17 protein-coding genes are annotated in these 17,917 nt (G+C 70.5%); 13 read left to right on the top strand and 4 right to left on the bottom strand.

From position 1 onward, the window contains the following. Positions 1-25 precede the first annotated feature (25 nt). The 6 genes from M2157_RS45570 (at position 26) to M2157_RS45545 (ending at position 5,903) form a co-directional block, all read left to right on the top strand. Positions 26-1,198 carry a PP2C family protein-serine/threonine phosphatase gene (locus tag M2157_RS45570; RefSeq protein ID WP_280868137.1) on the top strand — a complete coding sequence of 391 codons (1,173 nt, stop codon included), beginning with the start codon at positions 26-28 and terminating at the stop codon, positions 1,196-1,198. Between the two features lie 135 nt (positions 1,199-1,333). Then, a complete protein-coding gene (locus M2157_RS45565; RefSeq protein WP_280868136.1) occupies positions 1,334-2,233 on the top strand; it encodes an STAS domain-containing protein in 900 nt (299 codons plus the stop codon). Between the two features lie 14 nt (positions 2,234-2,247). Beyond that, positions 2,248-2,655, top strand: coding sequence for an STAS domain-containing protein (locus M2157_RS45560; RefSeq protein ID WP_280868373.1), 408 nt, complete (start codon positions 2,248-2,250; stop codon positions 2,653-2,655). Next, positions 2,655-3,098: an ATP-binding protein gene (locus M2157_RS45555; protein WP_280868372.1), complete on the top strand. Its 444-nt coding sequence runs from the start codon at positions 2,655-2,657 to the stop codon at positions 3,096-3,098. The genes M2157_RS45560 and M2157_RS45555 overlap by 1 nt, the downstream gene beginning before the upstream one ends. Continuing rightward, complete coding sequence (locus tag M2157_RS45550) at positions 3,095-4,180, top strand: SpoIIE family protein phosphatase (protein WP_280868135.1); 1,086 nt, start codon at positions 3,095-3,097, stop codon at positions 4,178-4,180. The genes M2157_RS45555 and M2157_RS45550 overlap by 4 nt, the downstream gene beginning before the upstream one ends. Beyond that, positions 4,164-5,903, top strand: a complete 1,740-nt coding sequence (locus M2157_RS45545; protein WP_280868134.1) for a SpoIIE family protein phosphatase — start codon at positions 4,164-4,166, stop codon at positions 5,901-5,903. Before M2157_RS45550 ends, M2157_RS45545 begins: the two co-directional genes overlap by 17 nt. Before the next feature lie 45 nt (positions 5,904-5,948). Here the strand turns inward: M2157_RS45545 and M2157_RS45540 are convergent, their stop codons facing one another. After that, on the bottom strand, positions 5,949-6,452 hold the full coding sequence (locus tag M2157_RS45540; RefSeq protein ID WP_280868133.1) for a MarR family transcriptional regulator: 504 nt from the start codon (positions 6,450-6,452) through the stop codon (positions 5,949-5,951). A 339-nt stretch (positions 6,453-6,791) separates the two neighbouring features. On the opposite strand from M2157_RS45540, the gene rph reads away from it, so the two are divergent. Further along, positions 6,792-9,434: a rifamycin-inactivating phosphotransferase gene (gene rph, locus M2157_RS45535; protein WP_280868132.1), complete on the top strand. Its 2,643-nt coding sequence runs from the start codon at positions 6,792-6,794 to the stop codon at positions 9,432-9,434. Here the strand turns inward: rph and denD are convergent. After that, complete coding sequence (gene denD, locus M2157_RS45530; protein WP_280868131.1) at positions 9,401-10,417, bottom strand: D-erythronate dehydrogenase; 1,017 nt, start codon at positions 10,415-10,417, stop codon at positions 9,401-9,403. The two genes, rph and denD, sit on opposite strands and share 34 nt — an antisense overlap. Before the next feature lie 120 nt (positions 10,418-10,537). Between denD and M2157_RS45525 the strand changes: the two genes are divergently transcribed. Both M2157_RS45525 and M2157_RS45520 read left to right on the top strand, forming a co-directional pair. Continuing rightward, the gene (locus tag M2157_RS45525) at positions 10,538-12,676 is read left to right on the top strand and encodes a hypothetical protein (RefSeq protein WP_280868130.1); all 2,139 of its coding nucleotides are present in this window, start codon (positions 10,538-10,540) and stop codon (positions 12,674-12,676) included. Positions 12,677-12,953: 277 nt separating this feature from the next. Continuing rightward, a complete protein-coding gene (locus M2157_RS45520; RefSeq protein ID WP_280868129.1) occupies positions 12,954-13,856 on the top strand; it encodes a hypothetical protein in 903 nt (300 codons plus the stop codon). A 177-nt stretch (positions 13,857-14,033) separates the two neighbouring features. Here M2157_RS45520 and M2157_RS45515 read toward each other — a convergent pair whose 3' ends face one another. After that, positions 14,034-14,849 carry an oxidoreductase gene (locus M2157_RS45515; protein WP_280868128.1) on the bottom strand — a complete coding sequence of 272 codons (816 nt, stop codon included), beginning with the start codon at positions 14,847-14,849 and terminating at the stop codon, positions 14,034-14,036. Between the two features lie 356 nt (positions 14,850-15,205). Here M2157_RS45515 and M2157_RS45510 point away from each other — a divergent pair, with 356 nt between their 5' ends. The 3 genes from M2157_RS45510 (at position 15,206) to M2157_RS45500 (ending at position 16,630) form a co-directional block, all read left to right on the top strand. Next, positions 15,206-15,724: a hypothetical protein gene (locus M2157_RS45510; protein WP_280858891.1), complete on the top strand. Its 519-nt coding sequence runs from the start codon at positions 15,206-15,208 to the stop codon at positions 15,722-15,724. Continuing rightward, complete coding sequence (locus M2157_RS45505) at positions 15,721-15,915, top strand: hypothetical protein (protein ID WP_280868127.1); 195 nt, start codon at positions 15,721-15,723, stop codon at positions 15,913-15,915. The genes M2157_RS45510 and M2157_RS45505 overlap by 4 nt, the downstream gene beginning before the upstream one ends. A gap of 256 nt (positions 15,916-16,171) precedes the next feature. Beyond that, a complete protein-coding gene (locus M2157_RS45500) occupies positions 16,172-16,630 on the top strand; it encodes an SRPBCC family protein (protein ID WP_280855270.1) in 459 nt (152 codons plus the stop codon). Between the two features lie 163 nt (positions 16,631-16,793). On the opposite strand, the gene M2157_RS45495 is transcribed toward M2157_RS45500, so the two are convergent. Further along, entirely contained in the window at positions 16,794-17,288 is a 495-nt protein-coding gene (locus tag M2157_RS45495) for an ATP-binding protein (protein WP_280855271.1), read from the bottom strand. A gap of 160 nt (positions 17,289-17,448) precedes the next feature. Between M2157_RS45495 and M2157_RS45490 the strand changes: the two genes are divergently transcribed. After that, the gene (locus M2157_RS45490) at positions 17,449-17,829 is read left to right on the top strand and encodes an STAS domain-containing protein (RefSeq protein WP_280868126.1); all 381 of its coding nucleotides are present in this window, start codon (positions 17,449-17,451) and stop codon (positions 17,827-17,829) included. Positions 17,830-17,917: the final 88 nt, after the last annotated feature.

The following is a 17,917-nucleotide window of genomic DNA, read 5'->3' as shown; positions in this document are numbered from 1 at the left end:
GTGAAGGACAGGGGTATTTCGCATCATGAAGAGATTTCTGGCCGTTGAGCGCGCTCTGCGCACAGCGGCCCCCCACGAGTTGCTCGACGCCATCCGCGCCGTACTGATCGAGCAGTACGGCGCGGAGGACGTCGAGCTGTTCATGGCCGACTACGGCCTGAGCGTGCTCCAGCCGGTGTCGGTGCTGCCGCACACGCTGGTGCCGGTGTCGGTGCACAACAGCCCGGCCGGCCGGGCCTTCGGTTCCCAGAAGCCGTACCGGGAGGAAGGGCGGAACGGGCGGACACGGCTGCATCTGCCGGTCAGTGTGCGCGGCGACCGGCTCGGCGTGCTGTCGCTCACGCTGTCCGACGGCGACGCCGCGCACCGCTGGGAGTCCGAACTGGCCGACATCGCCGACGTACTGGGGCACGAGGTGGTCGTGGCCGAGCGCGACACCGACCTGTATCTCCAGGCGCGGCGCAAGGACCGGCTGACGCTGGCCGCCGAGATGCAGTGGCAGCTGCTGCCCGGCCGCGCCTGCTCCCGCCCCGAGTACGACCTGGGGGCCCAACTGGAGCCTGCCTACGCCATCTTCGGCGACAACTTCGACTGGTCCGCCACCGCCGACCATCTGATGCTGTACGTCACCAACGGCATGGGCGAGGGCATAGAGGCGTCCCTGCTGACGAACCTGGCCATCAACGCACTGCGCAACGCCCGCCGCGCCGGTCTCTCCATCGCGGACCAGGCGGCCCTGGCGGACCAGGCCGTCTACGCCCACTACCGGGGGCACTGCTACTTGTCCGTCCTGATGTTCGACTTCGATCTGGCCACCGGCCGGGCGAGCGTCGTGGACGCCGGCTCCCCGCAGTTGCTGCGTCTGCGCGGCGGAACCGTGGAACGCGTCGCCTTCGAAGCCCAGCTCCCACTGGGCATGTTCGAGGAGACCGACTACGTGGCGCAGGACTTTGACGTCGAGCCCGGTGACCGGCTGGTCTTCGTCAGCGACGGCGTGCATGCCGTGGCTTCCCCCAAGGGAGAGGCGTACGGGGAGGCGGCGCTCGCCCGTGCCATCCACTCCACGCGGCTGCTGCCCGCCGCAGACGTGCCGCGCGCGATCCTGCGGGAGCTGACCGGCCACCGCGGCGAAACCATGCCGGACGACGACGCGCTGATCGTGTGTCTGGACTGGCGCGGCAGGCCGCAGTTCGAGTAGACGGACGAGCCGACCCCGTGGCGGCGACCGCATGTTGTTCGCCCCACACGCTCGCGTTAACGTTTGCCATGCGGCAATAATTGCCGCATGGCCTGACCGCCCGGCGGGCCCTACGGCCTCGCAGGCAGGGAGACGATGCAGGTGGCGGAGCACGACACGGCCCCCGGGACGGCGAAGGAGCTGGGCGCCTTCCTGGAACGGCGCCGTGAACAGATCGCCCAACGCTGGGCGGACGCCGCCCTGTTCCGTACGGTCTTCACCGTCTCCCAGGACGAGGCGGTCGAGGCGTGCAAAGCGGTGGTGGACGCCCTGGCCGACGTGGCCCGATCCGGACGGCTGGAGGACGTCGAGGCTCCGGGACTCGGCACCGTGAGGGACCAGCTCGGCCGGACGGCCGCGGGCCGGGCCCGGGCCGGGTTCACGCCGGTGCAGATCGCCGGCGAGGTCGCGGGCCTGCGCGAGCCCGTGACCGCACTGCTGCGTGCCGAGTTCCAGGACGACGCCGACGACGCGCGGGCCACCGCGTGCACGCAGGCGCTGGCGGTCCTGATCGCCACACTGCGCCTGGTGATCATGGAGACCACGGTGAGCGCGGGCGAGGAGCTCATCGCCCGGCAGCGCCAGCAGCTGCTGGAGGTGGCCACCCCGGTCATCAAGCTGTGGGACGGCGTCGTCGCCGTACCGCTGATCGGCACCCTGGACAGCGCCCGCAGCCAGGTCGTGATGGAGAGCCTGCTGGAAGCCATCGTCGACCAGCGGGCCGCGTACGCCATCCTCGACATCACCGGCGTCCCGACCGTCGACTCGCTCGTGGCCCAGCACCTGATGAAGACCGTCGCCGCGGCCCGCCTGATGGGCGCGGAGTGCATCGTCTCCGGGATCCGTCCCGCCATCGCCCAGACCATCGTCCAGCTCGGCATCGACCTCGGTTCCATCATCACGCGGGCCGGCCTCGCCGACGCGCTGGCCTACGCGCTCACCCAGCAGGGCATCGTCGTCTCCGCGCGCCCGGTCATGGAGGCGGGCCCGCGGTGACCGGCCTCCCCGCCATGCGTCCCGGCCCGGGCCCCGTACCGGTACTGGCGCTGGGCGACGTCCTGCTGGTCACCCTGCAGGGAGAGCTGCTCGACGGCGCGGCCGAACAACTCCAGCACGAAATCTCCCGGCGTATCGCGTCCAGTGCGATGCCCGTCGCCGGTGTGGTGATCGACCTCTCCGGCGTGGAGATCATCGACTCCTTCCTCGGCCGTGTTCTGGCCGAGATCGCCGCGAGCGCGCGCTTGCTGACCGCGCGCACCGTACTGGCCGGCATGCGTCCGGCCGTGGCCATCACCCTGGTCGAACTGGGTCTCACCCTGCCCGGCCTGAGCACCGCCCTGAACGTCGAGAAGGCCCTGTCCCTGCTGGGCCGGGCCTCCTCGGCGGCTCCGACCGCTCACCTGGAAGAGGGTGCATGATGCATGCCCCCATCGCCTCGACCACGCGTCTGCCCATCGGCTCGGACGCCGACCTGGCCCGGGTACGGCAGCAAGTGCGCCAGGCCGCTGCCGACCTCGGCTTCAATCTGGTCCAGCAGACGAAGCTGGTGACCGCGGCGAGCGAACTGGCCCGCAACGCCCTCGTGCACGGTGGCGGCGGGCACATGGAGATGACGGTGCTGACCGAAGGCACCCACCGCGGACTGCGGCTGTCCTTCGTCGACGCGGGCCCCGGCATCCGGGACGTCGAGCTCGCCATGGCCGACGGTTACACCACCGGCGGCGGCCTGGGCATGGGGCTGAGCGGGGCCAAGCGGCTCGTCAAGGAGTTCGCTCTCGACAGCCGCCCCGGCCGGGGCACCACCGTCACCATCACCGACTGGGTCTCCGGCCTGCCCGCGCCCCGCACAGGTGCGCCTTGAGCAGGGTGTGGGACATCCCGGTGCAGGACAGCACCCGGGTCCGGGACGTACGCGTCGCCGCCGAAGCCGCCTGCGCCGGCGCGGGACTGGACGCGCATTCCACGGCGGTCGCGGCGCTGGTGGCCACCGAGTTGGGCACCAACCTCGTCAAGCACGCCGGCGGCGGCCGCGTCCTCATCAATCTGACCGCCCCCTCCGACACGTGCGCCGAGGACGTGCCCTGCTTGCAGATCGCCTCACTCGATCACGGTCCGGGCATCGACAACGTCCCGGCGGCGATGCGGGACGGTCACACGACCGCCCCTTCCTCCCTGGGGGCAGGCCTGGGCACCTGCCGGCGCATCTCCGGCGAGTTCGACCTGCACAGCCGACCGGGCGGGGGCACCGTCGCGGTGGCACGCATCGCCCCGGCCCGGGCGCCCGGCGGCCCTCAACCCCGGGAGGTGCACTCGCGTACGGGCACCCGGGCCGGGGGGATCACCACCTCCCTGGCCCATGCCGAGCACTCCGGAGACGCCTTCAGCCGAGTGCGCTCCGGTCCCCTGGTCACGCTGATGCTCGTGGACGGGCTGGGCCACGGGCAGAAGGCGGCCGAAGCGTCCACCGCCGCCGTGGAAGAACTTCGCCGGTGTGCCGATCTGCCGCCGGCCGAGATCCTGCGGCACCTGCACGCGGCGCTGCGGGCCACACGAGGCGCGGCCGTCGGCGTCGCACAGCTCGACGAGGACAGCGGCCGGTTCTCGTTCGCCGGTGTCGGCAACATCGGCGCCAGACTGCGCGCCGACGGCGGGTGGCGGCCCCTCATCTCGCACCCGGGCATCGTCGGAGCCCACTTCCCCGCCGCCGTGCCCCTGTCCGCGACCGCATGGGCGCCGGACAGTCTGCTCGTCCTGCACAGCGACGGGCTCCCCAGCCGCTGGGTGCCCCCCGGCGACCCCCGACTCGCCGTGCACGACCCGGCCGTGGTGGCCGCGGTCGTCCTGAGGGACGCCGGCAGCGCTGCCCGCCCCTTGCGCGACGACGCCAGTGTGGCCGTACTGACCCCTGCCCCCCGAACGGACGCGCATGACCGCACCCCCTGACGTCTGGAAAATCGCGTCCGTCGCCGACGCCGCCCGGGCCCGCGCCGCCGCCGACCGCATCGCCACGGACGCCGGGGCACCGACGCCGGAACGAGCCCGCTTCCTGACCGCGCTGACAGCGCGGCTGCGCCGCTGCCTCGGCCGGGGCGGAAAGTGGGAACTCCTGCTCCACGTCCGGCAGTCCGCCGCCGGGCAGACCGGTCGACTCGAGGCTTCGTTGAGCCCGGTCGGCCATTCCGGGCCAGGTGTGCTGGACGACGTCCCCGCACTCACCTGCTCTCTGCCTCACCAGCCCGCCCACCTAGGTCCGAGCGTCGCCACCTCGCTGCCGGAGGCCCTGCTGCGCGCCGACGAGGACACCGCGGAGGTGCTGAGCCTCCTCGACGAGCAGGAAAGCCTGGTCCGGCTGCACCGGGAGGAACTCCATCAGACCAACCAGGGCGTTCTGGCCCTCCATGCCGACCTGGAGGCCGCGGCACGCGCACAGCGCGACCTCCTGGAAGCCGAGCGGACCGCGCGCGCCGAGGCGGAACGGGCCCGGCGCCTGCTGACCTTCCTCGGCGACGCCAGCGCCGCCATCACCTCGTCCCTCAGTCATACGGCCATCCTGCGCCGCCTCTCCGACATGCTGGTGCCGGACTACGCGGAGCATCTCGACGTCTGGCTCTTCGACGAGGAGGAGTACGCGGACCCCGACGACGAGCTCGCACACCGCGTCCGGGAGCACTCGGCGGCCGCCGTCGCCGCCGCCCGAACAGGCCGCCCCCAGCACGCCGCGGCCCGCCCCGGCGCCCTGCCCGGCGTCGACGACCTCCCGCCCTCCGCCCTGTCCCCGGAGCGGCCGCTGCTGGCCATTCCGCTCGTCGCACAGCGTCTACTGGGCGTCCTCACCCTCACCGCCCCCGGCCCCCGCTTCGACGAGGACACCTCCGTCATGCTGGTCGAACTCGCCCGCCGCGTCGGCGTGGCCCTTGACCACGCCCACCGTTACCAGCAGTCCCGCAACACCGCCGAAGCCCTGCAGCGCGCCCAGCTCACCGAATTGCCCACCCCGCCAGGCCTGTTGCTCGCCGCGCGCTACCTGCCCGCCACTTGGGGCATGAACATCGGCGGCGACTGGTACGACGCCTTCCTCCAGCCCGACGGCAGCCTGCTGGCCGTCATAGGGGACGTCACCGGCCACGGACTGCACGCCGCGGTCGTCATGGGCCAGTTGCGCACCGCCCTGCGCGCCTACGCCGTCGAGAACGCCACCCCCGGCGAGATCCTCACGCGCCTGCACCGCATGCTCGGCCACCTGCAACCGGACCTGTACGCCACCGCGCTGATCGCCCGCTTCCGGCCGGGCGAACCGGAAGTGGTGTGGTCGTCGGCCGGTCACCCGCCCGCCGTCGCCCGCGCCGCCGACGGCACGGTACGGATCCTGGACGCCAAACCCGGCGTGATGCTGGGCATCCCGCTGCCCTACGTCTACACGGATCACCGGGCCGACCTGCCCGCCGGTTCCTCCCTGGTGCTGTACACCGACGGCCTGGTCGAACGCCGGGGGCAGGGCATCGACCCCGGCATCGACCGTCTGAGCCACGCCCTCGCGGCGCTCAACACACCGGAACTGGAAAAGGACCTGGACGCCGCGGCCGACGCCCTGCTCAAGCCCCTCCTGCACGACTCCGAACGGGACGACGACGTCTGCCTGTTGCTGTGCCACACCGTGACGCCGTGAAGGCCTCCGAACCACAGCCGAACGGGTAGGCGCTCCGCCACCCGGTCAGCGTTCGGGGCCGTCGATGTCCCTGCCGGTGTCGCCCTGAGCCGTCAGGAAAGCCCGCAGACCGCCGCCCAGTGCCGCCCGCTCACCGGGTTCCATGGCCGCGAGGACCACGGCAAGTGCCTGAGATCTGCGCGCGGCCACTTCGTCAAGGATCTGCCGGCCGCGCCCCGTGAGGACGAGCTGCACCTCACGTCGCCTGTGCGGATGCAGCAGCCGCTCCAGCAGGCCCGCCGCCTCCAGCCGATCGCACAACCGACTGGCAGTGGGCGGACCTATGTCCATGCTCTCCGCCAGAGTGGTGAGATTGAGCCCCGGCTCCGACTCCAGGATCCGAAGAGCTCTCAGCTGGTGCGGCGACAGCCTCAGACTCGCGCCCTGGGCGGCCACCGACCACACGTTCGCGAGACCGTCCACGGCATCGGCGATGTCCAGCGCGACGGAGAGCGGGTCGTCACCCGGTCCGCTCGACCGGTCGTCCCCCGAGCCACTGAGACGAGTCACACACCCATCGCTTTCAGTAATCGCCCTGCTGTGCGGATACCGCCCTCATTCAAACGCGGTACCCGATGAGTCGTCGGGCAAGCGCCACTCGCGGCGAACACATCAGGCGGCTCGGCCTGGACGCTTCGCGAGATCTCGTGAGTCCCAGCGGACGGCGAATAGCAAAGGCAAGGAGAGAACTCTCCTTGCCACTCTTAAGTTATAGCGCGCAGGGGGGCTTGTCGCAAGACCCGGGTCGTCGCGCACAATCGTCGGCCGAGGCCACAACCTGCGGAAATGGGGAACGACTTGTTGTCGACCAACTCGTCGACGGGGAACACAACCGGGGACGGTATCGCGATGACCGAGCGGTGCGTGCTGGATCTTCAAGAGATTGACGGGAGTCAGATCGCTGTCGTAGGCGGCAAGGGCGCGCACCTGGGCGCCCTGTCCCGGATCGACGGCATCCGCGTGCCGGCGGGCTTCTGCGTGACGACGGACGCCTTCCGGCGGGTCGTGGCGCGGACGCCGTCGATCGACGAGCGGCTCGATCAGCTGTCGCGCGTGGACCCGGACGACCAGGAGGCGATCCGCACACTCAGCGCGGAGATCCGCCGGGCCATCGAAGAGACCGCCATCCCGGGCGATCTCGCGGCGGCGATCACTCAAGCGCTCGCCCGGTCCGGCGAGCAGGCCGCCTATGCCGTGCGGTCCAGCGCCACGGCGGAGGACCTGCCGACGGCCTCCTTCGCCGGCCAGCAGGACACGTACTTGAACGTCGTGGGACCGACAGCGATCCTGCAGCACATCAGCCGGTGCTGGGCCTCACTGTTCACCGAACGGGCCGTGATCTACCGCCGACGCAACGGCATCGACCACCGTACGGTCCACATGGCCGTGGTGGTGCAGCAGATGGTCTTCCCGCACGCGGCCGGGATCCTGTTCACGGCGGACCCCGTCACGGGCGACCGGACGGTCGCCACCGTGGACGCCGGCTTCGGCCTCGGCGAGGCCCTGGTCTCCGGTCTGGTGAACCCGGACGTCTTCAAGGTGCGGCACGGCGAAGTCGTGGCCAAGACGATCTCCGCCAAACAGCGTGCCGTGCACGCCCTGCCGTCCGGCGGCACACAGGAAGTGGGGATCGACTCGCGGCGGCAGGAGCAGCCGGCGCTGACGGACGCGCAGGCGGTCCGGCTCGTGCGGCTCGGGCGGCGGATCGAAGCGCACCTCGGCCGCCCGCAGGACATCGAATGGTGCCTGGTCGACGACGATTTCCACATCGTGCAGAGCCGGCCGATCACCACGCTGTTCCCCGTCCCCGAGAGCGGTGACCAGGAGAACCACGTCTATGTCTCCGTCGGTCATCAGCAGATGATGACCGACCCCATGAAGCCCTTGGGGCTCTCCATGTGGCGGCTGACGGCCATGGTGCCGATGCACGAGGCCGGCGGGAGGCTGTTCGTCGACGTCACCCGGCGTCTGGCCTCGCCCGCGAGCCGCGCCGGCCTGCTGGACCTCATGGGGAAGGGCGATCCGTTGGTCCGGGACGCGCTGGAGACCGTCCTCGACCGCGAGGATTTCGTCCCGTCGCTTCCGGACGCGCCTCCGGGCAGGCCGTCGGCCGGCAGCCCGCCTGCCCCGATCGAGACCGACCCGGCCATCGTCACCGGGCTGATCGAGCGCAGCCAGGCGTCCGTCGCCGCCCTCAGCCGCGACGCCCGGACAAAGACCGGACCGGCGCTGTTCGACTTCCTGCTGGAGGCCTTCGAGGAGCACAAACGAGTCCTCGGTGATCCGCTGAACCTTCAGGTGATCATGGCGGGCATGGAGGCCACCTGGTGGCTCAACGACAAGCTGGAGGAGTGGCTCGGCGAGAAGAACGCGGCTGACACGCTGACGCTGTCCGCCCCCGGCAACATCACGTCGGAGATGGGACTCGCGCTGCTCGACGTCGCGGACGCGATCCGCCCGCATCCGGAGGTGGTCGGGTTCCTGGAGGGCGTCGAGGACGACGGGTTCCTCGACGAGCTGGCGAAGCTCCCGGGCGGGACCGAAGCGCGCGATGCCATCGAGGCCTACCTCGACCGGTACGGCATGCGCTGCGTCGGCGAGATCGACATCACCAGGCCGCGTTGGCGCGAGCGCCCAAGCACCCTCGTTCCCGTGATCCTCGACAACGTCAGGAACTTCGAACAGGGCGCGGCCCAGCGGCGTTTCGAGCAAGGGCGCCAGAAGGCGCAGCAGAAGGAACAGGACGTGCTGTCACGCCTGCGGACCCTGCCGGACGGGGAACGGAAGGCCGTCGAGACCAAGGGCATGATCGAGCGGGTCCGCACCTTCATCGGGTACCGGGAGTACCCGAAGTACGGCATCATCAGCCGCTACTTCGTCTACAAGCAGGCCCTGCTGGCGGAGGCCGAGCGCCTCGTTCACGCGGGCGTGCTCGCCGACAAGGAAGACGTCTTCTACCTCACCTTCCAGGAGTTCAACGACGTCGTGCGCTCGAAGCAGGTGGACGACCAGCTCGTCCGGCAGCGCAAGGACGCGTTCCGCTCGTACCAGGCGCTCACACCTCCCCGGGTCCTCACCTCGGACGGCGAGGCTCTCAGCGGGGCGTACCGGCGCGACGACGTGCCGGCCGGCGCCCTGGTCGGCCTCCCGGTCTCCACCGGGACCATCGAGGGGAGGGCCCGCGTCATCCTCGACATCGCGGAGGCCGATCTGGAAGAGGGCGACATCCTGGTCACGACCTTCACGGACCCCAGCTGGTCGCCGCTGTTCGTGGGCATCGCGGGCCTGGTGACGGAGGTGGGCGGTCTGATGACCCATGGCGCGGTGATCGCCCGGGAGTACGGCTTGCCGGCCGTCGTGGGCGTGGCACAGGCCACCCGCCGGATCCGGGACGGACAGCGGATCCGCGTGCACGGAAGCGACGGGTACATCGAGATCCTGGCACCGTCTGCCGCAGGTCAGTCCAACGAGGTGGCGACCGCGTCGGGGTGATCGGTGAGGTAGTCCTGGAGCACCGACAGGAAGCTCGGGTCGGGGCCGAGGCCCAGTGCGGCGGCGCGTTGGTGGTCGAAGACCGCCGGCCATGAGCCGACGATCGCTTCGACCGCCGGGTCACGGGCGAGGGTGACCCGGTCGGCGACCGTGTCACCCGCCACCTGGCGCAGGGTCGCGAGCATGTCGGCGACCGAGACGGTCAGGGCGGGCAGGTTGACCGGCAGCGGGCCCTCAAGGCGCCCCGGTCCGGTGCCGCGTTCCGCCTCGGCGACGCGGAGGATTCCCGCCACGGTGCGCCGAGGGGAGGACAGGGCCACCTTCAGGCCGGGATCCACCGGGCAGACGGCGGGCAGGCCGGCGAGCGGCTCACGGACGATGCCGGACAGGAAGCCCGAGGCGGCCGCGTTGGGCCTGCCCGGACGTACCGCCACCGTCATCAGCCGCACGACACGCCCGTCGATGAAACCGCGGCGGGTGCAGTCCGCGATCAGCTGTTCGCACATCAGCTTCTGGGTGCCGTAACTCGACCGCGGTACCGGCACCGTCGTCTCGCTGACCGCCGGTGGCAGAGGCAGGGCCGGGTGGGAGCCGTAGACGGCGATACTGCTGGCGAACAGCATCCGCACCACCGGCCCGCCCTCCCGGGACTGCGCCCGCGCCGCCTCCAGCAGCGCGCGCGTGGCGTCCACGTTGGCGCGCATCCCGAGATCGAAGTCGGCCTCGCACTCGGCCGACACCGCGGCGGCGAGATGGAACAGCACGTCCACCGGCTCGGCGAAGACCGTGTCCAGGTGCTCGCGCAGCTCCCCGTGCACCACCTGGACCGGCACCCCGGCATCTTGCGAGTCGTCGGGCCAGGCCACGCGGTCGACCAGCACCAGACGGCTGATCGGCTCACCGCCGAAGGCCCCCGCCCTCGACAACGCGCCGACCAGCAGCCGTCCGAGGAACCCGGACGCACCCGTCACGACGATTCTCATCCGTTCATCTCCTCCGAAGACGGCTTGTCCCACCCATGTCGTACCCGGCCGAGCCCCGGCAACCGCCGGCTCCGAGGGCCTTCGACGGGTGGTCCCGTCGCGCTGTAATACGTTACGACCGTGATCGACTACGACGCCGAGATCGAACGGATACTGGGCGGACCGCCGAGCAAGCTCGCGTTCCGTGCTCTGTGCGCTGCTCTCGTCCGTGCGGGCAGTCCCGCGGGCCTCGTCTCCCTGTGCCACGAGCGGCTGGCTTCGTGGCCCGACCGGATGCGCGAGGCACCCTGGTCCTGGCTCGCTGCCCTGGAGGCCGGTCACACGAAGCCGACATGGGGGCTCGTACGGTCCCTGGGGCTCCAGTCGGCGCGGGACGGCATCCTCGATGCCGCCCTGCCGGATCCCCGGTCCCGGTCCGAAGTGCGCGGGGTCACCCATCTCGACCTGGGGTGGTACGCGAGTGACCAACTCGCGTCCTTGGCCGAGACCGTGGAGCACTGGGAGGATCTGCGGTCGATCCAGGTCGGCGGCCTCACCGGCATGGACAGCGCGTTGCTCACAAGACTCGCCGGCCGCGCCGCTCTCGCGAGGCTCGAGTCGCTGGACCTGGTGAGCGTTCGCGAAGATATGTGGCACTTCGACAAGCCGCCGTTCCGACCGCCCGGTGGCCCGGCGTGGCGGCTGCGGCACGCGGGGCTACGGGCACCCGACCTGGTCCACTTGATGCGCACGGGGCTGGTGCCGGACCTGCGCTCCGCCGACGTGCTCGTGTGCGACCTCAGTGAGGCGAGGGAGCTCGCCGACTGTGCGGAACTCGCCCGGCTGGAGCAGCTGTCGATCGGATTCCGTTGTGGGAAGAACGGACGCCAGCCGCTGTGGAAGCCGTACTTCGGCAACGTCATCGATCAGGACGACGAGGCGTGCGAGGAGTTCTTCGCGTGCGCCGACCTGGCGAGCCTGCACAGTCTGACGGTGCGGGGCACGGCGATGGGACTCGGCCGGGAGGGGCTCGGTGCCCTCGGCATCGATGCCCTCGTCGGCAGCGGCGTACTGCGACAGCTGACCGAGCTGACCCTCGAACTGCTACCCGTCGGCGACGCGACCATCTCGCGTGTCCTCGAAAGCCTCGACCGCGACCGCATCGAGAAGCTGAAACTCGCCGATCTCGTCGCCACGGACGTCACGGCCGCGGCCTTCGCAGCCGCCGGCGCCTTTCCACGCCTGCGCCACCTCGATGTGAGCCGTAATCACCTCGGCGCCAAGGGTGCCCGGCAGCTGGCCGCCGACGTCCGGATGCCCGTACTGGAGCACCTCGACCTGAGCGGCCGGGAAAGCGGCTCGCCGTACTACGGGCGGCCGGAGGTCCAACCGGTCGGTGACGCGGGCGCCGCGGCCTGGGCTTCGTCCCCCAACGCCGGCACGCTCACCTACCTGAACATGGCGGCCACCGGACTCACCGTGAACGGGCTCACGGCGTTGATGACGTCCGAACGGCTGCACAAGCTGGGCGGCCTCGGCCTGGCGGGCAATCCGGTCGGCAGCTGGCCCGCACCCCTGCGCGACGCCCCTGTCTGGCGCACACTGCGCACGGTCGACGCCGCCGACTGCGGACTCGGTGAGGACGACATCGAAGCCCTCGCAACCACCGTCTCGGCTCCCTGTCTCCACAGCGTTTCCCTGGCCTACAACAGCATCGGCTCACGCGGCGCGAGAGCACTCGCCTCGTGGGCCGCCCTGCCGCAGCTGTGGGAACTGAACCTGCACGACAACGTCCTGACAGACGACGCACTGACCGCACTGGCCTCCTCCGGAGCGGCCCAACGCCTCCTCGAACTCGACCTGGAACAGGACTGCTGGAACGCCCACGCGCGCGGGAACGGCACACAGTTGCCGGCGCTGATGCTCGACCGTGCGACGTTCCCCAGCCTCGACGCGATCTTCCTCGGCATCGTCGACGAGTACCACGGCGCGCGGTACTCCAGCGGATTCCCCTCCCTCAGGCGGCAGGAGCTCGCGTCGGCCTCCACAACCCGGCCCGAACTGGCCGCGTTCCTCACGCACCTCGACATGGAGCAACTCGACGACGACGGGGACGACACCGACACCGACGGTTCGGACGACGAACGCGCCGAGTACGACTTCCGCACCGAACGTGCGGCCCGGCACGCCGAGTTCATCGCCGAGGCCCAGAACTTCGCCCGCCGCATGATCGAGGGCGACATCGGTTGGCCGCCGCCACTCGCCTCGGACGCTTCCTGAAAGCACCCGCATCCTGTCGTGGCCGCCCGTGGATACCAGGGCAGAACTCGCAAGCCAGGACGCCACCGTGTGCCGAACTCGTGAAAGATTGACGGGAGTTGTGAAGAGCGACAAGAATGCGGCTCGCTCACTGTCACTGAAGCGAGCGAAGTGACGCGAGTGGCTCAGCCACGGGTTGAATTCCCACTCTTCGCCTGCCGCGGCTGCTCGCGTCCTGCCACCTCCCACACTCACGAATCCGCCAGGACATAACTTGACGCGCCTTTCACGCTCCAGAATGTCGGCCGCCGTTGCCGCAACCGCCTTCATCGCCACTGCCACTCCCCTGTTCGGGGCCACTGCCGCCAGCGCCACACCCGCGGGCGGCTGCCAGACGGCCACGGTTCAGTACCGCCTCGTCGACGCCGCCGGGAAGCCGGTGGGTGCCGACTGGACCTCACAGGGCGGCTTCCACCAGTGGTCCACCGCTCCCGGCACCGTCGAGGTGCGGCTGGCTCCGGGGCAGACGGTCGGCGAGGGCTGCAAGTACCCGGTCTCACTGGCCGAATACACCACCGAGGGTCCCAACTGGTACACCTCCGGTCTCCAGACCCTCGTCGACCACGCCACGGTCTATCTCGGCACCGAGGACCTCCCCGGCGCCGACGACGCCAAGCGGACCTGGCAGAAGCTCACGGTGAAGACGCCGGACTGCTACGGGCAGATCGACCTGTACGGCGACGACGTCATCTACGACGGCGAGTCGGGCGACGGTCATGGGCCCGCGCCCTACCAGCCCGACAACGTCGTCACGCCCTACCACCTGATCGCGGCGTGGAACGGCGGCGACAAGTCGTGCACCCCCGAGGAGCCGAACTCCCCCACGCCCCCGGCCTCCCCGTCCACACCGGACAGCCCGAGCAGCCCGCCCGCCAGCCAGCCGCCCGCGGACGAGACGACTCCGCCCGCCACGTCGACGACCCCGCCACCCTCCTCCTCCACACCGCCCACCACCCCGGACGTCCCTCCGCTGGAGTCGACGCCCCCCACCTCCCCGGCGCCCTCGCCCAGCGACAGCACCCCGCCCCTGGCCGAGACCGGTTCGAGCGCACCGGTCGGCCTCATAGCAGGCGGCGCGGCCGCGGTGATCGCCCTCGGGGCGGCCGCTCTCTACGGCACCCGCCGCACACGGCGCTCCTGACCAGGACCGCAGCCGGCACCGCCACGCGGTGAGGCATCCGGCAGTTTCGCCCCAGGCACCGGACACACCCGCTCGGCCGGGACAAGGGCCTGGGGCGAGACCTCGTCGCTACGGAAGGCGGTCCGGGACCAAGTCGTCAATCCCGTTCAGGCGTGCCGAAGCCGTCGATCCGGGGTGTCAGGCGGGCAGGCGATTGTTCTTGCGGATCTGCTTGTCGAACGTTCCGGCGGGGACGAGGCGGCGCGCGGTGGTGACGCGTGAGGCCAGCGGGCCGGCGGTGTAGCGCAGCTTCGGCTTCTTGTCGGTGGCCGCGGTGACGATCACCTTGGCGACGACGGCGGGGTCGTCGCCCTTCTCCATCGCCTCCGCGACCATCTCGTCGAAGGCGCGTCGGCGCTCCGCGTACAACGGCAACGGAGTGTCGGGCTGCGCGGCGTTGGCGTCGAAGCTGGTCCTGGTGTAGGCGGGCTGGACGAGCAGGACCCGCACGCCGTGCTCGCGGACCTCGTGGTCCAGCGACTCGGAGTAGCCCTCGATGGCGTGCTTCGATGCGACGTAGAGGGCCATGAAGGGCTGGGGGGCGACGCCCAGGACGGACGAGATGTTGATGACGCGTCCGCTGCCCTGGGCGCGCATGTGCGGCAGGACGGCCTTCGTCATGCGGATGACACCCAGGATGTTGATGTTCAGGACGTTCTCGGCCTGGGCGAGTGAGTTCTCCTCGACGGCGCCGGACGCGCCGATGCCGGCGTTGTTGACCAGCACGTCGATGCGTCCGAACCGGTCGACCACCTCAGCGACCGCGGCGGTGGCCGACTCGTCACTGCCCACGTCGAGGTCGAGGTACGTCACCCCGGCGGGCGGGGTGAGCCCGGAGGTCCTGCGGCCGGTTCCGATCACCTCGAAACCCGCCGCGGCGAAAGCGCGGGCCGTCTCCTTGCCGATCCCCGAAGAGGCACCTGTCACGAGCGCCACCGGTCGAGTTGTCGCCATCACGAGCTCCCAGATTTGAATTACGTCCGTATGTCTTACGTTCGTACGACCATAGAGTGGTCGCCCGTCGATGGCAAGTGGTCGCGTCCGGCAATCCTGGAAGCGTGGGGTGCGGTGCAGCGAGGCTCGACGGCCCCGCCCCCCCCATGTGAGTACGGTCATAATTCAAATCGGATCAGACCCTTGCCCGCGAGCGGACTCCTTGCTTATTGTCGTATGGTCGTAATTTAAAGGTTCAGGAGCGCCAGGTGCAGCGTCCTGCGAACCCGCCGGCCCGAAAGAGGCATCCCATGAAGTCGCTGGTCTCGCCGAAGCCGAAGCCGCGGAGGGTCGACGAGGCGCGGCGCGTGGTGCGTATGGAGATCGATACGGCCGCGGAGCGACACACCCCGGGCGCCCCCGGCCCTCTCGCCTCCTTCGCCCGGTTCGTCCTCTTCGGCGGCGGTGTCGGGGTCGCTTCCAGCGCCGCCGTGGCGGGGCTCGCGGGACTGATGCCCTGGGCTGCGGCGAACGCGCTGATCACCGTCGCCTCCACGGCCCTCGGCACGGAGCTCCACGCACGCTTCACCTTCGGGACAGGGCACGCCGGGTGGCGCCAGCACTGGCAGTCGGCGGGATCGGCCGCGGCAGCGTTCGCGGTGACCTCCGCCGCGGTTCTCGTCCTGCACCTGGTGCAGCCGTCGGCCGGAGCGCTCTACGAGCAGGTTGCTTACCTCGGCGCCGCCGGGCTCGCCGGTATCGGGCGTTTCCTGGTACTGCGCCTGTTCGTCTTCGCCACCAGCCGGACCCGTACGACGGCGCGGGCCATGGAGCCGACGCCGACCCGGGAAGCGGGCCCGAAGGTGTCCTTGCTCCTCCCTGTTCCGGCACTGTGAGCGCAGCACGCAGCGGCCGAGTGACCCTCACGGCGGACAACCGGCCAGGCCTGCCCAACCCCGTCGCCCGGGCGGCCGACAGCGCCTTGCTGCTGGCCGTGCTCACGGTGACCGCACTCGCCGCCACCGCCTGGACCCTGACCACCCGTCGGACGCAGTCCCGGACCGGCCGAACCTGCGACGACGTGTGAGCCGTACGGTCGGGACCGGTCGGCGGACGTCGCCGACGCAGCGGCGACATAGAGCCGTCGAGAGCCGCGAGCGGATGAGGGACACACGCTGTCGGTTCCGGCACTTCCGGCGGAGCGCTCGGTCAGTACGCCGCCGGGGTCACCGTTCGTCTCGCGTGATGTCCGGTCCTCCCGTAGGGTCACGGTGCCGCCAATGGCAGAGGGGCCCTACGGCCCCGGTCGCACGTCGACCGAGCCGCGGAGATGAGGAGTGCCCATGTCTGGACAGTTCGAAGCGGTGGTGGAGGTCGATCGACCTGCGGCGGAGGTGTTCGCCTACCTCGCCGACGGGCGCAACGATCCTCAGTTCAGCCCCCGGGTCCTCAAGATCGAGAGGATCCCGGACACCCCGACCGCTGTGGGCACGGTGTTCCGGAGCACCGTCAAGGACGCGGGCATGAAGACCGCCCGGGAGTTCCGCATCACCGAACTCGAACCGCCGGTGAAGCTCCGCTGGGCCGAGGTGTCCAAGAACAGCGTGACGGTGCGCGAAGGTGGCTACGACCTGGAGTCCCTGGCCGACGGCAGGACTCGCGTCCGTATCTTCAACCTCCTGGAGGGCCACGGTCTGGGCAAGCTGCTGGTCGGTCTGGCGCTGGCAGCGGCCCGCAAGGACGCCCCTGCCTTCGGCAGCCGGATCAAGACGGCCGCCGAGAAGGCGATCGTTCCTGGCTGATGCTTCCGCGGGCAGCCGAAGGGCGCCCTCGGAGACCGGCGGCGACCGGCTGCGCCTCCCGGCCTCCGGGCCTCCGGGCCTCCGGGCCTCCGGGCCTCCGGGACGGGAACGCGGGCCGGGACACGATCTTCCGGTGTCCACGGTCGTCGGCCGCGAGACCCGTTCAGCCGGAGAAGTCCTGCTGCGGGTCGTCGAACAACGCGAGGCGGGCCTTGATGCGCTTACCGACGGCCTCGCGGCGTACCTCGATTCCCTGTACCACCGCCATCACGATCTCCAGACCGTGCTGGCCCACCCGACCGGCGTCGGCGGCGCGGGCAAGCGGAAGCGTCGGATCGGTGTCCCACACCTCGATCTCCAGCATGGCGTCGGTGATGCGCAGCTGCAGCAGCACCGGCCCGGGCGCGTATTTCAGCGCGTTGGTGACCAACTCGCTGACCACCAGCTGCCCCAGGTCCATGGCGCGGGCCGACACCGGCAGCCCGTACTCGCCCTGCACCCGCGTCAGGAACTTCGACGTCTGGGCCCGGGCGTCGGCGATACAGCCGTCCGCTCCGTCCAGTGCCACGGTCACCTCGGCAGGTGCGGCTTCCGGCATCCACGCACACTCCTCAGGCAGGATCCGCAGCCTGCCGACCATCTCCAATACCCCGTTCATGGGCGCGCGGATACCCCGTCATTCCCGCCTTACTCCTGTGCCGCGCTGTTCTTGTGCCGCCCACGAACCAGAGGGCCGTCTCATGCATCGTGCCCGGGCTTCCTGGGCAACGGTGGCACCAAGGACGTGACAGCCCCCATCGAGTGCGCAGAGGACGCAAGTGACAGACAACCGGGAAGCAGTGGGACACGGCAGACTGTCCGTGGTCCGGACCGATTCCGACGGCATCACCGTGCTCGGCCTCGACGGAGAGATCGACCACCAGAGCGTGGGCGGCCTGACGCGGGCCCTGTCTGTGGCCGACGCCCCTGAGGGGCACCGGGTGGTCATCGATCTGACCCAAGTCACTTTCATGGACTCCAGCGGTGTCAACGCTCTGATCGCCGCCTACCAGTCCGCTCTGGCCGCGCAGGGATGGCTACGGCTCGTGGTGGCGCGGGGCGCCGTACTGCGCACCTTGCAGCTCGTGGGACTCGACGCCGTCGTCCCCTGTCACCCGACCCTGGAGGGTGCCCTCGCGACGACGCGGCCGGACGCGTGAAAAATCGGCCCGAGTACCCGGGATCAAACCCCCCATGCCGGCTTCACGCGTCTTTTTTCTGCCTGGCACACCGCTCCCACCAGGCTTT

This window comes from Streptomyces sp. SAI-127, assembly GCF_029894425.1.
In the GTDB taxonomy this organism is placed as follows: domain Bacteria; phylum Actinomycetota; class Actinomycetes; order Streptomycetales; family Streptomycetaceae; genus Streptomyces.
This window is presented reverse-complemented; position numbering and strand designations above follow the sequence as displayed.